15 protein-coding genes and 1 pseudogene are annotated in these 14875 nt (G+C 66.9%); 10 read left to right on the top strand and 6 right to left on the bottom strand.

Annotated elements, in window-relative coordinates; all coding sequences use genetic code 11:
- The 5 genes and pseudogenes from RWO33_RS14670 to RWO33_RS14650 form a co-directional block, all read right to left on the bottom strand.
- Window positions 1–171 (bottom strand): annotated as a pseudogene (locus tag RWO33_RS14670) (DUF2058 domain-containing protein); the annotation flags it as partial.
- 13 nt (window positions 172–184) lie between these two features.
- Window positions 185–424 carry a SlyX family protein gene (locus RWO33_RS14665; RefSeq protein WP_070208808.1) on the bottom strand — a complete coding sequence of 80 codons (240 nt, stop codon included), beginning with the start codon at window positions 422–424 and terminating at the stop codon, window positions 185–187.
- A complete protein-coding gene (locus RWO33_RS14660; protein WP_145480294.1) occupies window positions 417–1766 on the bottom strand; it encodes a UDP-glucose/GDP-mannose dehydrogenase family protein in 1350 nt (449 codons plus the stop codon). Before RWO33_RS14660 ends, RWO33_RS14665 begins: the two co-directional genes overlap by 8 nt.
- Window positions 1767–1788: 22 nt before the next feature.
- On the bottom strand, window positions 1789–2775 hold the full coding sequence (locus RWO33_RS14655; RefSeq protein WP_314105802.1) for an FKBP-type peptidyl-prolyl cis-trans isomerase: 987 nt from the start codon (window positions 2773–2775) through the stop codon (window positions 1789–1791).
- Window positions 2776–2858: 83 nt separating this feature from the next.
- Window positions 2859–3467, bottom strand: coding sequence for a glutathione peroxidase (locus tag RWO33_RS14650; protein ID WP_314105801.1), 609 nt, complete (start codon window positions 3465–3467; stop codon window positions 2859–2861).
- A gap of 289 nt (window positions 3468–3756) precedes the next feature.
- On the opposite strand from RWO33_RS14650, the gene RWO33_RS14645 reads away from it, so the two are divergent.
- The 7 genes from RWO33_RS14645 to RWO33_RS14615 all read left to right on the top strand — a co-directional run bounded on the left by RWO33_RS14645 (window position 3757) and on the right by RWO33_RS14615 (window position 8318).
- The gene (locus tag RWO33_RS14645) at window positions 3757–4008 is read left to right on the top strand and encodes a hypothetical protein (protein WP_314105800.1); all 252 of its coding nucleotides are present in this window, start codon (window positions 3757–3759) and stop codon (window positions 4006–4008) included.
- A gap of 2 nt (window positions 4009–4010) precedes the next feature.
- Window positions 4011–4373, top strand: coding sequence for a GntR family transcriptional regulator (locus tag RWO33_RS14640; RefSeq protein ID WP_070209529.1), 363 nt, complete (start codon window positions 4011–4013; stop codon window positions 4371–4373).
- Window positions 4370–5245, top strand: a complete 876-nt coding sequence (locus RWO33_RS14635) for an ABC transporter ATP-binding protein (RefSeq protein ID WP_314105799.1) — start codon at window positions 4370–4372, stop codon at window positions 5243–5245. Before RWO33_RS14640 ends, RWO33_RS14635 begins: the two co-directional genes overlap by 4 nt.
- On the top strand, window positions 5242–6273 hold the full coding sequence (locus tag RWO33_RS14630; RefSeq protein ID WP_314105798.1) for an ABC-2 transporter permease: 1032 nt from the start codon (window positions 5242–5244) through the stop codon (window positions 6271–6273). Before RWO33_RS14635 ends, RWO33_RS14630 begins: the two co-directional genes overlap by 4 nt.
- Before the next feature lie 25 nt (window positions 6274–6298).
- Window positions 6299–7186, top strand: a complete 888-nt coding sequence (locus RWO33_RS14625; RefSeq protein ID WP_314105797.1) for a DUF4097 family beta strand repeat-containing protein — start codon at window positions 6299–6301, stop codon at window positions 7184–7186.
- A 12-nt stretch (window positions 7187–7198) separates the two neighbouring features.
- The gene (locus RWO33_RS14620; protein WP_314105796.1) at window positions 7199–7801 is read left to right on the top strand and encodes a DUF2884 family protein; all 603 of its coding nucleotides are present in this window, start codon (window positions 7199–7201) and stop codon (window positions 7799–7801) included.
- Window positions 7802–7892: 91 nt separating this feature from the next.
- A complete protein-coding gene (locus RWO33_RS14615; RefSeq protein ID WP_145480279.1) occupies window positions 7893–8318 on the top strand; it encodes a hypothetical protein in 426 nt (141 codons plus the stop codon).
- Window positions 8319–8567: 249 nt separating this feature from the next.
- On the opposite strand, the gene RWO33_RS14610 is transcribed toward RWO33_RS14615, so the two are convergent.
- Window positions 8568–9980 (bottom strand): class II fumarate hydratase, encoded by a 1413-nt coding sequence (locus RWO33_RS14610; protein WP_314105795.1) that lies wholly within the window; start codon window positions 9978–9980, stop codon window positions 8568–8570.
- 256 nt (window positions 9981–10236) lie between these two features.
- Between RWO33_RS14610 and RWO33_RS14605 the strand changes: the two genes are divergently transcribed.
- From RWO33_RS14605 to RWO33_RS14595, 3 genes are all read left to right on the top strand, one after another.
- Complete coding sequence (locus RWO33_RS14605) at window positions 10237–11589, top strand: hemolysin family protein (protein ID WP_314105794.1); 1353 nt, start codon at window positions 10237–10239, stop codon at window positions 11587–11589.
- 35 nt (window positions 11590–11624) lie between these two features.
- A complete protein-coding gene (gene purB / locus RWO33_RS14600) occupies window positions 11625–12992 on the top strand; it encodes an adenylosuccinate lyase (protein WP_314105793.1) in 1368 nt (455 codons plus the stop codon).
- A 350-nt stretch (window positions 12993–13342) separates the two neighbouring features.
- Window positions 13343–14776: a cupin domain-containing protein gene (locus RWO33_RS14595; RefSeq protein WP_314105792.1), complete on the top strand. Its 1434-nt coding sequence runs from the start codon at window positions 13343–13345 to the stop codon at window positions 14774–14776.
- Window positions 14777–14875: the final 99 nt, after the last annotated feature.

The raw sequence follows: 14875 nt of genomic DNA, 5'->3' as shown, positions 1-14875 counted from the left end.
GCGCTGGCCGTCGCGCGGCGGACGGGCGCCGTCGGCGGCCTTGCCCGGCGGGCGGGCGCCATGCGGTTTATTCGGGGGCCGGCCATCGCGGCGGGCATCGGGTTTGCGTTCGGGCGCAGGCGCGGACTTGAAGCCCAGGCCCAGCAGCTGGTCGCGGAGGGTATCGCTCATGACGTTGGGTCGATCAGTAGTGCGGGGGCGGTGGTTCTTCGCCCGAATCGGAATACAGCGCGTTGCGGACCTTGCCCAGGTCTTCCAGCAGCAGGCGGGTCAGGTCGGCGTTGCGGCTGCCCTCGATGCGCGCATCGGCCAGCGCTTCGCTGAGCTCGGCCAAGGCCTGTTCCTGGAAGGAAACGCGCATCTCAAGTTCGACCAGGCGCGCTTCCAGCGCCTGCTCACGCGCGGAGGGAGTGGACTCATGCATGCAGCGAACGTCCCCGGCCAATGCCGTAATAGGCCAGGCCCGCCGCTTCCAGCTCCTGCGGGTCGTACAGGTTGCGGCCGTCGAACACCACGGCGTCTTTCAGGGTGTCGCGCAGGCGGGCGAAGTCCGGGCTGCGGAACTGCTTCCACTCGGTCACCACCACCAGCGCGTCGGCGCCTTCGATGGCATCCCAGGCACTGTCGCAGAACACCAGGTCATCGCGCTCGCCGAAAATGCGGCGCGCTTCCTCGGTGGCTTCCGGGTCGTAGGCGCGCACCTTGGCGCCGCCCTCCCACAGCTGGGCCAGCAGGCGCCGGCTGGACGCTTCGCGCATGTCGTCGGTGTTGGGCTTGAACGCCAAACCCCACACCGCGAAGGTGCGGCCGCGCACGCCTTCGTCCTCGCCACGGTCGTAGTGGCGCTGGATCAGCTGGAACAGATGCCCCTTCTGTGCGTCGTTGACCGCTTCCACCGCGTTGAGCAGGGTGGGCTCATGGCCATGCTGCTGCGCGGTGCGGGCCAACGCCTGCACGTCCTTGGGGAAACACGAGCCACCATAACCGGCGCCCGGGTAGATGAAATGCCAGCCGATGCGCGGGTCCGAGCCGATGCCCTGGCGGACCTGTTCGACGTCGGCACCGACCTTCTCGGCGATGTTGGCGATTTCATTCATGAACGAAATCTTGGTCGCCAGCATGGCGTTGGCGGCGTACTTGGTCAGTTCGGCCGAGCGCACGTCCATTTCCACCACGCGGTCGTGGTTGCGGTTGAACGGCGCGTACAGGCGACGCATCAGCGCCACCGATTCGGCGTTGGTCGCACCGATCACGATGCGGTCCGGCCGCATGCAGTCGGCAACGGCGTCGCCTTCTTTCAGGAATTCGGGGTTGGACACCACGTCGAACGCGATGTCCTCGCCACGCTCGGCAAGCACCGCAGCGATCGCGGCGCGTACCTTGTCGGCCGTGCCTACCGGCACGGTCGACTTGTTCACCACCACGGTCGGCACACGCATGTGCCGACCAATGGTGCGGGCCACGGCCAGCACGTACTGCAGGTCGGCGCTGCCGTCCTCGTCCGGTGGCGTGCCCACGGCGATGAAGATCACCTGGCCATGCGCGACCGCGGAAGCGGCGTCGGTGGTGAAGGCCAGCCGCGAGGCGGCATGGTTGGCCTTGACCATCGGCTCCAGGCCCGGCTCGTAGATCGGGATGACGCCACGGTTGAGGCCGTCGACCTTGGCCTGGTCGATATCGACGCAGACCACCTGGTGGCCGACGTCGGCCAGGCAGGTACCCGTGACCAGTCCGACATAGCCGGTACCGAAAATTGCGACACGCATGTCCGTGGTCACTCCAGGTCCGTTACGGAAGTACGTCCAGCAGTTCGACGTCGAAGGTCAGCGTCGCGTTCGGACCGATCGGACCGCCCGGGGTGCCCTGCTCGCCATAGGCCAGCTCGCCCGGGATCCAGAAGCGGTACTTGGCGCCCACCGGCATCAGCGCAACGCCTTCCGACCAGCCCTTGACCACCTGGTCCAGGCCGAAATCGATCGGCTGGCCGCGCTGGTAGCTGCTGTCGAAGACCGTGCCGTCGAGCAGCTTGCCTTCGTAGTGGACCTTGACCTTGCTGGTCGGCATCGGGCGCGGGCCGTCGGACGCACCCGGGCGCAGCACCTGGTACTGCAGGCCCGACGCGGTGGTGACCACGCCCGGCTTCTTCTTGTTCTCGGCCAGGAACGCGTTGCCTTCGGCACGGTTGGTACCGGCCTGGGCGGCTGCCTTGGCCTGCATGTCGGCCTGCTTGGACGCCATGAAGGCCTCCATGGTGGCCTTGGCCTGGTCGGCGGTCATCTTCGGGGTGCCCTTGGCGAACGCGGTCTGGATCGCGTCGAACATGGCATCCAGGTCGACATCGTCCTTCAGCTGCGCGAGCGACGGGCCCACCGCGTAGCTGCCGAGCATCAGCCCGACCTTTTCGCGGTCCACCTTCGGCGCCGGGGTGCCCGGGGCCATGCCCGGCACCGGCTGGCCGCTCTTGACGGCCATCGCGGTGCGCAGCGACTGGTCGGTCTTCTGGGCTTCTTCCTGGCTGATCAGCGGCTGCTTGCCTTCGAAGGCGTTGGTGACTGCACGACGCAGGGCGGCCAGATCGATTTCATCGGCGATCGGGGCGAACGAGTTTGCGACGTCCAAACCAATGGCATAGCCGACTTTTTCACGCTGGGAGGTCAAGGTCGAAGTCTCCTTTGCGGCTGCACCTGCAGCCGGTTGTTGCGACATCACGGTACCGGTGGCACCCATCGCCAGAATCAGAACCGACGCCGCGGCGCCGCGCATTCCCATCTTCATTCGCTGCTTTCCTGGAAGTGACTGGACGCCGACGTCGGCGCGAAACCAGCATTGTCGCACGCACATGCGAGATGTCGAGGATGTCAGCGCTTGGCCGGCGTGACGGACAGCTCACGTTCGATTGCCGCGACCAGTTCCTTGTTGTCCGGCTTGACCTTGCTGGAGAACTGCGCCACCACCCGACCATCGCGCGACAGCAGGTATTTGTGGAAGTTCCAGCCGGGCGCAACGCCGGTGGCGGCGGTCAGGCGCTGGTACAGCGGCGTGGCGCCGGTGCCGGTGACCTGCACTTTCTGGAACATCGGGAACTTCACGCCATAGGTAAGCGTGCAGAACTCCTGGATCTCCTTCTCGCTGCCCGGCTCCTGGCCCTTGAAATCATTGGACGGGAAGCCCAGCACCGAGAAGCCGCGCGCGGCGTATCGGGTCTGCAGCCCTTCCAGCGCCTCGTACTGCGGGGTGAAGCCGCATTTGCTGGCGGTATTGACCACCAGCAGCACCTTGCCTCCGTACTGCTTTTCCAGGTTCACCTCGGTCTTGCCGGCCAGCGGCCGGTAGTTGAGGTCAAGCAGATCAGCGGCCTGGGCGGACCCGGCGCCCAGCAACCCGACCAGCAGCAGCCCACTGCCCCAGCGGCAGGCGCGCGCCCGGGTGGCGTGGAACGGGGAAGTCGCGCGGTGGGACTGGGGCATTGGAAACTCCGGTAAAGGGGCTGGAAAACCCTGTCCTGCAGGGAAAGGCGGACTATATCACCGGGGGTTTCACTACGCGGTTGACGTACATGGCCGTCACGCGGCTGAATGCCTGCAGACCGGCCCAGCCCACCACAACATCCTAAATCTCATGATAATCAATGGGTTAAGATGATCTCGCAGACGTTGTCATGCCCCTGCCATCAGTTGGGTGTTGTCGGGTATTGCACTTGGCTGTGCCGGTGTTATAGTTGCATACAACACCAGTCACCTGATGCAGGGGAAGCCCATGAACCGCATGCGCCACCACTCCGCCAAAGCCCTCACGGCCGCGTCCGCGCTGCTGTTGCTGGGCTGGTTCAGCATCCCCGCCGGTGACCGTGGCGGCGAGACCGCCACCGGTGCGTTTGAAGGCCCGCAGGACGCAGGCGTCATCAAGGCAGGGACCGCCGACGGCGCCCCCACGCCTCCCCGCCGGCTGCACAGCTCCCTGTCCATGCCTTACTTCTCATTCGCACAGTCGCTGAACCCACGGAGCTGACCATGAGCGATATCCAATGGAGCGATGGTGCTCCGATCTACCGTCAGCTGAAGGAACGCGTGATCGCCATGATGCTCGACAGCATCATCAAGCCCGGCGACGCGCTGCCTTCGGTCCGACAGGTGGCCGCCGAGTACCAGCTCAATCCCATCACCGTATCGCGTGCTTACCAGGAGCTGGCCGACGAAGGCCTGGTCGAGAAGCGCCGCGGGCTGGGCATGTTCATGACCGAAGAAGCGGCCACGCAGCTGCGCAGCAGCGAGCGCGACCGCTTCCTCAACGAAGAATGGCCGCTGGTCCTGGAGCGCATCCAGCGCCTGGGCCTGCATCTCGACGAATTGCTGCCCCAGGGGAAATCCTCATGAATGCCGTTGCTAGTGATGTCGTCATCTCCGCCCGAGGCCTGCGCAAGGCCTACAAGTCCACGCTCGCGCTGGACAACACCAGCTTCACGATCGCCCCGGGCCGGATCACCGGCCTGATCGGCCCCAATGGCGCCGGCAAGACCACCCTGCTGAAGGCGCTGCTGGGCCTGACCACGGTGGAGGGCGACCTGAGCGTGCTCGGGCTGGACCCGACCGTGCAGCGCAACGCGCTGATGAACGATGTCTGCTTCATCGCCGACGTGGCGGTGCTGCCGCGCTGGATGAAGGTGCGCGAGGCGATCGATTTCGTCGCCGGGGTCCACCCGCGCTTCGACCGCGCCCGCTGCGAACGGTTCCTGGCCGCGACCAAGCTGCAGCCGCGCCAGCGCGTGCGCGAGCTGTCCAAGGGCATGATCGTGCAGCTGCACCTGGCCCTGGTGATGGCCATCGACGCCAAGGTGCTGGTGCTGGACGAACCCACCCTGGGCCTGGACATCCTGTACCGCAAGGAGTTCTACCAGCGCCTGCTGGAAGACTACTTCGACGAGCAGAAGACGATCATCGTGACCACCCACCAGGTCGAGGAGATCGAACACATCCTCACCGACGTGATGTTCATCCGCGACGGCCGCATCGTGCTCACCGCCGACATGGAAGAGGTCGGCGAGCGTTACACCGAAGTACTGGTATCGGCCGAGACGCTGGACGCCGCACGTGCGCTCAAGCCGATCGACGAGCGCAGCCTGCCGTTCGGCAAGACCGTCCTGCTGTTCGACGGGGTGCCGCGCGCCCAGCTCACGCCGCTTGGCGAAATCCGCAGCCCCGGGCTGGCGGATCTGTTCGTGGCCATCATGAAGGGAACCTACGCATGAACGTCGTCCACCACCACCCCATCAGCAAGGCCAGCACCTTCAAGTGGCTGCTCAAGCGCGAGTACTGGGAAAACCGTGGCGGTTTCCTGTGGGCACCGCTGATCGCCGGCGCCATCTCGCTGGTGATGAGCCTGATCGGCATCCTGATCGGCCTCTGGGGCCTGCGCCGCGCCGCCGAGAACGGCAGCCTGCATATCGACGACACCAACATCAACGTCAACGGCCTGGACCTCAAGCTGCTGACCGAACACCTGGATGCCAGGAACATCGCCGACCTCGGCAATGCCCTGGATGCGACCCTGGTGATGAGCTCGCTGTGGCCGTTCGTGGTGCTGGCTTTCGTGGTGTTCTTCTACTGCCTGGGCGCCCTGTATGACGACCGCCGCGACCGCAGCATCCTGTTCTGGAAGTCCCTTCCGCTGTCGGACACCCAGACCGTGCTCTCCAAGGCGCTGAGCGCATTGCTGGTGGCACCGGTGATCGCGGTGGTCGCCTCGGTGCTGACCATGTTCGGTTTCCTGCTGCTCCTGACGGTGATCGTGCTGGCCCATGGCGGCAACCCGATGACCCTGATCTGGGGCCCGGCCAGCCCGCTGGCGTTCGTGGCCGGCCACGTGTCCTGGCTGCCGGTGTACCTGCTGTGGGCACTGCCGACCGTGGGCTGGCTGCTGATGTGGTCGGCCTGGGCCAAGTCCAAGCCGTTCCTGTGGGCGGTGATGCTGCCGCTGTTCGCCGGCATCATCGTCAGCACGACCAACGTGATGAAGCTGTTCGACATGACCAGCGGCTGGTTCTGGCAGCACATCGTCGGTCGCCTGCTGCTGGGCACCCTGCCGGGCAGCGACCTGTTCTACCGTGCCGACCAGCTGCAGGCGGTCATGCGCGACAGCGACAACGTGGCCGCCGCGCTGTCCCCGTCCAGCCAACTGGCGGCACTGGCCCTGCCGGAGTTGTGGATCGGCGCTGCTGCCGGTGTCGTGTTCATCATCGTCGCCATCCGCCTGCGCCGCCGCGCCGGCGAAATCTGATCCCCTCCCTCTCGAGGAACCACCCATGATCCGCACGCTCGCCTTCGCTTCCCTGCTGATGCTGCCGCTCACCGCACTGGCCGATGAACCGCATTGCAAATTCAATGCCCCACGCGACCTGAAGCTCGACGTTGCCGGTGCCAAGGCCGTGGTGTTCGAGGTCAACCAGCACGACCTGGTGCTGCAGGCCGGGCCGGGTAGCGCCCAGCTCAGCGGCCGCGCCTGTGCCTCCAACGCCGACTGGCTGCCCGAGCTGACCGTGACCCAGCAGAAGGTGGGCGACAAGCTGGTGGTGAAGCTGCTGCGCGAAAACCATGGCCTGCGGATCAACATGAGCGGCAACAGCTACGCCTACCTCGACCTGCGCGGCACGATCCCGGACAACGTCCTGATCCAGATGAAGGTCGGTTCCGGCGACGCATCGGTGACCGGGGCACATTCGCTGAGCGCGGACGTGGGTTCCGGCGACATCAAGCTGCGCGACATCAAGGGCCTGGTGACCGCGGCGATCGGCTCGGGCGATGTCGAGCTGGACGGCGCCGGCGCACTCAACCTGCTGTCGGTCGGCTCGGGCGATTTCGATGCCCGCAACCTGCGCGGCAACGCCGTGGTCGGCACCATCGGCTCGGGCGACCTGACCCTGGACGGGGTGGCCGGCAACGTGGAGATCAAGACGGTCGGTTCGGGCGATGTCGACCTGCGCCAGGTCAAGGGCAGCGTCCGCCTGGGCAACATCGGCTCGGGCGATTTCGAAGCGCGCGATGTCGGCGCCGGCGTCACGGTGGAACGCCACGGTTCGGGCGACGTGACCGTCCGCGATGTCGGCGGCGACCTGAAGGTGGCCAACAGCGGCAGCGGCGACATCAAGCACAGCAACGTCCGTGGCCGCGTCCAGCTGCCGCGCGGCAAGTAAGGAGCCCACGCCATGAACACCCGACTGCTTCCCGCCCTGCTGCTGACTCTGTGCCTGCCGTTGGCCGCCTGCGGCGACTCCAGCAACTCCGGCAACTCCGGCAAGCCGGCATCCTCCACCGGTACGCCGGTGGTGGATGCCGATTCGATCGGCGGCAAGGTCAAGGCCGCCACCGACAAGGCCCGGGTGGAGCTCGCCCAGGGCAACATCAAGATCTCCAACGACCAGTCCGACAAGGCTGAGATCACGCCGCAGGGCGACCTGCTGATCAATGGCAAGGCCGTGACCGTCGACGCCAGACAGCGCGCGCTGCTGCTGGACTACCGCAGGAGCGTTGAAGCGCTGGCCGGGGCCGGCATGGACATCGGCGTGGCCGGCGCCAGCCTGGGCGTGAAAGCCGCCGGCGAAGCACTGCGCGGCGTGTTCTCCGGCAACACCGAGGGCATCGAGGAGAAGGTGAACGCCGAAGCGGCCAAGATGGAAGCCAGCGCCCAGCAGCTGTGTGGCCTGCTGCCGACCATGCTGGCCAAGCAGCAGGCCCTGGCCGTGGCGTTGCCGGCCTTCAAACCGTACGCCACGATGGACCAGAGCGACATCGACGACTGCCGCAGCTGACGCCCACGTCCCTGCGACGTTCGGTCGCAGGCGGGCCATCTGCACGGGGGGGGACTACACTAGTCCTCCCCTTTTTCGTTCTTCGCCGACCATGAAGAAGCTGTGCCTGCTCCTGTTCGCCCTGTTCTGCCTGGCCGCCACCGGCTGCGACCAGGAGTACCGCAACCACCGCGCGGAGCGCAGCAAACCGAAGATCACCGTCAGCGACGGCATGGTCACCGTGCGCCGCGCCCCGGCCCCGAACATCATCGTGTTGCCCAACGGCCACATGAAGGTCGACGAGATCGAAATCCCGCTCGACGACGGCCAGCAGGCGATGCTGCAGACCATGTTCGGCCAGCTGCAGGTACTGCGCCAGAACACGCTGGTCGACGCCCCGCACGACCCGGACATGCGCGCGGTGAAGATCGTGGTCCCGCCGGGCATGCAGCCGATCCCGCCGGACCTGGTCACCCGCATCCCGCAGTTCAAGAATTACACCGAGACCTTCGACAACATCGTGGCCGATCGGCGCTGACGTGCCTTCTGTAGAACAGCAGACACGCATGGCGTGTCACTACGCGGACCGGTGCATGCCGTTGCCGTCCGCACACGACCCTCTGTCGAGGGCGGCCGGCGGGTAGCCCCCGTAGGGACTGTCAAAAACATGGATGTTTTTGACAAGCCTCCACGGATGGATTCACGGCGTGTCCCGTAGGGGGCTGCCCGTCGGCCGCCCCAGCTCGGGACAATTGAGACGCTGCTGTTCGCTTCGCGCAGTCAGCGATCAGCCACCACCGCCACCGCCGGCATGAATGCCGCCAGCGGTAAGCGCCGCCGGATCCAGCAACCGCCGCAGCTCGGCTTCGCTCAAACCACTGTCTTCCTTGGCCACGTCCAGCACCGGGCGCTGCTCCTTGTAGGCGCGCTTGGCAATGGCCGCCGCTTTTTCGTAGCCGATGATCGGGTTCAACGCCGTCACCAGGATCGGATTGCGGCCCAGCGCCTCGCGGACCCGGTCCTCGCGCACCTTGAGCCCGGCAATCGCCGTATCGGCCAGCAGGCGCGAAATGTTCGACAGCAACCCGATCCCATCCAGCAGGTTCGCCGCGATCAGCGGCAGCGTCACGTTCAACTGGAAGTTGCCGGTCTGCCCGGCCACCGTGATCGCCGTGTGGTGCCCGATCACCTGCGCGCACACCATCACCGTCGCCTCCGGAATCACCGGATTGACCTTGCCCGGCATGATCGAACTGCCCGGCTGCAACGCCGGCAACTCTATCTCGCCCAGCCCCGCCAGCGGCCCGGCATTCATCCAGCGCAGATCGTTGGCGATCTTGATCAGCGCCACCGCCAACGCATTGAGCTGGCCGGAAAGCTCCACCGCATCGTCCTGTGCCGCCAGCCCCTCGAACTTGTTCTCCGCGCTGTCGAAGCGCACCCCCGTCTGCTGTTTCAGCCGCTTTGCCACCCGCTCACCGAAACGGGGATCCGCATTGATCCCGGTCCCGATCGCCGTGCCGCCCAGCGGCAGGCGGCGCAGCCGCTTCAGGCTGTCCTCCAGCCGCTCCTGCGCCGACGCCAGCTGCGCCGACCACGCACCGAATTCCTGCTCGAAGGTCAGCGGCATCGCATCCATCAGGTGCGTGCGCCCGGTCTTGACCACCCTGCGCAGCGCACGGCCGCGCTTGTCGATGGTCTTGCGCAGGTGCACCAGCGCCGGCAGCAGCTGTTCCTGCACCCCCAGCAGCGCCGACACCCGCAACGCCGTCGGGATCACATCGTTCGAGCTCTGGCCCTGGTTGACGTGGTCGTTGGGGTGCACCGACGTCTTCCCTGCCTTGCCCGCACGGTTGGCCAACGTGGCAATCACCTCGTTGGCATTCATGTTCGACGACGTGCCCGAACCGGTCTGGTAGATGTCGATCGGGAAATGCGCATCGTGGGCGCCTTCGGCAACCTCTTCGGCCGCGCTCTCGATCGCCTTGGCGATGTTCTTCGGCAGGTGGCCCAGTTCGGCGTTCACCGCAGCAGCGGCACCTTTCACCAGGCCCAGCGCGCGGATGAACCCGCGCGGCATGCGCTGCCCGGACACCGGGAAATTGTCCACCGCACGCTGCGTCTGCGCGCCCCATAGCGCGTCTGCAGGCACCTGCAGTTCGCCCATGCTGTCATGTTCGGTCCTGAAACCCTTGCTCATTGCACAACTCCGCGGTTCTTTCAGTGGGGAAAGGGAACGGCGGCTGGCAACGGGCCTTCATTCCCTGGCTGGCGGCTGCGCTCACAATACTCCCAAGCCGGTTTGAAACCCAACCGCGCAGCGGTTCGGCTAGACTCGGGATTCGTGTTCATTCAGACAGTATCCCGCTTCCCATGGGCGACGACCCCCACTGTAGTGCGTGCCACGACCAACGGTCGTGGCCTACCTGTTTCTTCCCCGCCGTCACCAGAAGCGCATGGCGCCGAGGGCGCGCATGATCGTCGGCAACCTGCTGCTCCTGCTGTTCGCCCTGTTCCTGGTGGTGCTCAACGGCTTCTTCGTCGCCGCCGAGTTCGCCCTGGTCAAACTGCGCCACACCCAGGCCGTCGGCCTGGCTGCCCGGCACGGCTGGCGCGGCCGCCTGCTGCTCAACGTGCATTCGCACCTGGATGCCTATCTTTCGGCCTGCCAGCTCGGCATCACCCTGTCCTCGCTCGGCCTGGGCTGGGTCGGTGAGCCGGCCTTCGCGCACCTGCTGCAGCCCGTGTTCGACGCCCTGGGAATGGGCGCGGACGCCGCCCGCCTCACCGCCTTCATCATCGCCTTCAGCCTGATCTCGTTCCTGCACATCGTGCTGGGCGAACTGGCCCCGAAGTCGATGGCGATCCGCCGCCCGGAAGCCATGTCGCTGTGGACCGCGGCCCCGCTGTACCTGTTCTACTGGGCCATGTTCCCGGCGATCTGGCTGCTCAACCACAGCGCCAACGCGCTGCTGCGGCTGGCCGGCTGGGGCGATGTCGAGCACACCTCGCACCGCTACTCGCGCGAAGAGCTCAAGCTCATCGTCGCGCGCCAGCAGCCCGGTGCCGGCGCCCCGGACCAGGACCTGACCCAGATGAGCCACGCGCTCGAGCTGCCCGAACTGGTCGCCGGCGACCTGATGCGCCCGCGCGAGCACATGCGCGTGTTCCGCCAGGGCATGGGCCTGGCCGAGGTGATGGCCGAGTTCGCCGAAAGCCGCTACAGCCGTTACCCCTGGTTCGACCCGGACGGCGACGAAGTGCTTGGCGTGCTGCACATGAAGGACGTGCTGGTGGAGATCGCCCGGGGGCATCCCACCGACGACCTGCGCGCCCTGCTCCGCCCGGCCAACCTGATCGCGCTGGAAACCCCGGTCACCGCCGTGCTCGAGCGCTTCCGCACCGGCACCACGCACATGGCCCTGTGCGTGGAGGAACACGGCCGCATCCTGGGTTACTTCACCCTCGAAGACCTGCTGGAAGTGGTGGTCGGCGACATCGAGGACGAACACCCGCACGTGGTCACCGACGCGCCCACCCGCAGCGCCGACGGCAGCCTGCTGGTGGCGGGCTCCACGTCCATCTTCCGCCTGGAACGCCTGCTGGGTCGCGACCTGGCCGCCCCCGAGCACCTGAACTCGGTCGGCGGGCTGATCGTGCACCAGCTGCAGCGCCTGCCCGAAGAGGGCGAACAGGTGCGGATCGACGGCCAGCTGTTCACGGTCAAGCGGATGGCCGGACACCGGATCCAGGCCGTGACCGTGCGCCGCGCCCCCGAAGAGGCCGACGAGGCGCCCGGGGCAGCGTAGAATGACGGCCCCCGCCGTCATTGCCTGCGCCCGCCATGTCCGAATTCGCCCTGCTCGCCCTGTCCCCGCTCGATGGCCGCTACGCCGGCAAGGTCGATGCGCTGCGCCCGATCTTCTCCGAATACGGCCTGATCAAGGCCCGCGTGAAGGTGGAGGTGGAGTGGCTGCTGGCGTTGTCCAACGAGCCGGGCATCGCCGAGCTGGCCCCGTTCCCGGCCGCCGCTGCGGCGCGCCTGCGCGCCCTCGCCGACGACTTCGCGCCGGCCCACGCAGCGCGGGTGAAGGAGATCGAGCGCACCACCAACCATGACGTCAAGGCGGTGGAGTACTTCATCAAGGAACAGCTGAAGGACGACGCCGAGCTGGGCCCGGCGCTGGAGTTCGTGCATTTCGCCTGCACCAGCGAGGACATCAACAACCTCAGCTACGGCCTGATGCTGGAAGAAGCCCGCAACACGGTGCTGCTGCCGTCGCTGGACGGCATCGCCACCACCCTGCGCGCCCTGGCCCATGCCCAGGCCGCGCAGCCGATGCTCTCGCGCACCCACGGCCAGACCGCCTCGCCTACCACCCTGGGCAAGGAAGTGGCCAACGTGGTCGCCCGCCTCGAGCGCCAGCGCCGCCAGATCGCCGCGGTCGAGCTGACCGGCAAGATCAACGGCGCCGTCGGCAACTACAACGCCCACGCCATCGCCTACCCGGACGTTGACTGGCCGGCCTTCGCCCAGCGCTTCGTCGAAAGCCTTGGCCTGGTGTTCAACCCCTACACCACCCAGATCGAACCGCACGACAACATCGCCGAAATCGGCGACGCCGCCCGCCGCGCCAACATCATCCTGATCGACCTGGCCCGCGACATCTGGGGCTACATCTCGCTGGGCTACTTCAAGCAGAAGCTCAAGGAAGGCGAAGTCGGCTCCTCGACCATGCCGCACAAGGTCAACCCGATCGACTTCGAGAACGCCGAAGGCAACTTCGGCATCGCCAACGCCCTCTTCGAACACTTCAGCGCCAAGCTGCCGATCAGCCGCTGGCAGCGCGACCTCACCGATTCCACCGTCCTGCGCGCCCTGGGCACCGCCTTCGGCCACAGCCAGGTCGCCCTGGATTCGCTGGCCAAGGGCCTGGGCAAGCTGACCGTCAATCCCGAGCGGCTCGATGGCGACCTGGACGCGGCCTGGGAAGTGCTGGCCGAAGCGGTCCAGACCGTCATGCGTCGTCATGGCCTGCCCAACCCCTACGAACAGCTCAAGGCCCTGACCCGCGGCCAGGGCATCACCGCCGAATCGATGAAGGCGTTCGTGGAATCGCTGGACCTGCCGGAAGACGCCAAGCAGGGCCTGCGCGAGCTGACCCCGGGTGGGTATATCGGCCTGGCCGCGGATCTGGCCAAGGCGATCTGATTCGCGCGTCACAGCAGTGACCCCGGACGGGGCATCGGAATTTCCGGTGCCCCGTTTTCGTTTGGGGCCGCGTGGGCCGACCAACGGTCGGCGCTACCCTTCCGATCAATGCACTGCGTTACCGGGCGCGGACGGGTTCACGGCGGTTGGTTGGGACCCAACCCTACCGGAGGCGTTGCCACGCGCAGATGCACGCGCCAAGCGGTCCTCCCCGTTGGCGCTACCGGGACGCGCGCGACAGTGCGGCGCAGGTGCAGATCCTGTCCAACCAGCGGACAATGGCGGGACGAGCGCGCGCTCCGTCCGCTGCGCCAACCGTATTCCGTCTACACGTTGCAAGGATTCCCCCCATGGCCGTCCGCAAGACCAAAACCCCCGTCATCGAAGTCCAGGCCCGTCCCGGCCTGCCGCTGGGCATGCCCGCCGCCACCTTCCTGCGCGACTACTGGCAGAAGCGTCCGCTGCTGATCCGCGGCGCCTTCCCGGATTTCGAAACCCCGCTGCAGCCCGAAGACCTGGCCGGCCTGGCCTGCGAGGAAACCGCCCTCGCCCGCCTGATCACCCATGACCGCGCCACCGACGGCTGGAGCGTGCGCAGCGGCCCGTTCCAGGAAGAGGAATTTCCCGGCATGCCCGACCACGACTGGACCCTGCTGGTCCAGGATGTCGACAAGTGGGACCCCGACGTGCGCGCCCTGATCGCCCACTTCGACTTCCTGCCGCGCTGGCGCATGGACGACGTCATGATCAGCTTCGCCGCCACCGGCGGCTCCGTCGGCGCCCACGTCGACCAGTACGACGTCTTCCTGCTGCAGGCCCATGGCCACCGCCGGTGGCAGATCGACGCCAGCGAATCCACCAAGGGCAAGCGCCCCCCGCTCGACTTCCGCGACGACGTCGAACTGAAGCTCCTGCGCCGCTTCAAGCCCACCCACGACTGGGTGCTCGAACCCGGCGACATGCTCTACCTGCCGCCCAACGTCCCCCACAACGGCGTCGCCGAAGACCCCTGCCTGACCTTCTCCTTCGGCATGCGCGCCCCCGCCTCCGCCGAACTGATCAGCGACTACCTCGACACCCTGATCATGGATGCCGACGAGTCCATCCGTTACCAGGACCCCGACCTCACCGTCCCCGAAGATCCCAACGAAATCGACGTCGTCGCCATGAACCGCGTCGTCCAGGCCCTCAACGCCATCCGCATGAACGACCCCGACCGCCTCGGCGACTGGTTCGGCCGCTTCATCACCACCTACCGCGCCGCCGGTGACGTCGTCGCCTCCGGCGATCCCGTCCCGCGCGAGGACATCGAAGCCGCCCTCGCCGAAGGCGTCACCCTCGGCCGCCACCCCTGGGCCCGCCTGGCCTGGCGCCGCGCCAGCCGTGGTGCCAGCCTGTACTGCAGCGGCCTCGAGTTCGCCCTCCCGGTGAAGGACGCCCAGGCCCTGGCCGCCGCCGAACTGATCGACGCCCCCCTGTACCGCAAGCTCTCCGCCAAGGGCCGCGACGCCCTGCACGCACTGATCGCCGGCGGCTACTACCAGCTGATCGACGACCACGCGTTCGACGACGAAGACGAGTACGAAGAGGACGCGGTGGGCGAGTACGAAATCATCGACGCCACCGAAACCGTCGAGGTCCTCGAGGATGAAGACGTCGAAGCCAATGTGCACGAAGTGACCATCCACGACGATGGCGTCGAAGTGATCGTCGATTTCGACGACACCGACGACAGCGACGACGACCAGGCCGTCGGCACCCCCGACGGCGGCGCCGGCTCCTGACATGAGCGGGCCCGGCAGCGCCGATCCGCACCTGCGCCGCCTGCCGGGCGGCGCGGTCGCCATCGACAACGCCGATGAGGCGGTGGCCATCACCACCGC

Source organism: uncultured Stenotrophomonas sp. (genome assembly GCF_963519925.1).
Lineage (GTDB): Bacteria > Pseudomonadota > Gammaproteobacteria > Xanthomonadales > Xanthomonadaceae > Stenotrophomonas > Stenotrophomonas maltophilia_AE.
This window is presented reverse-complemented; position numbering and strand designations above follow the sequence as displayed.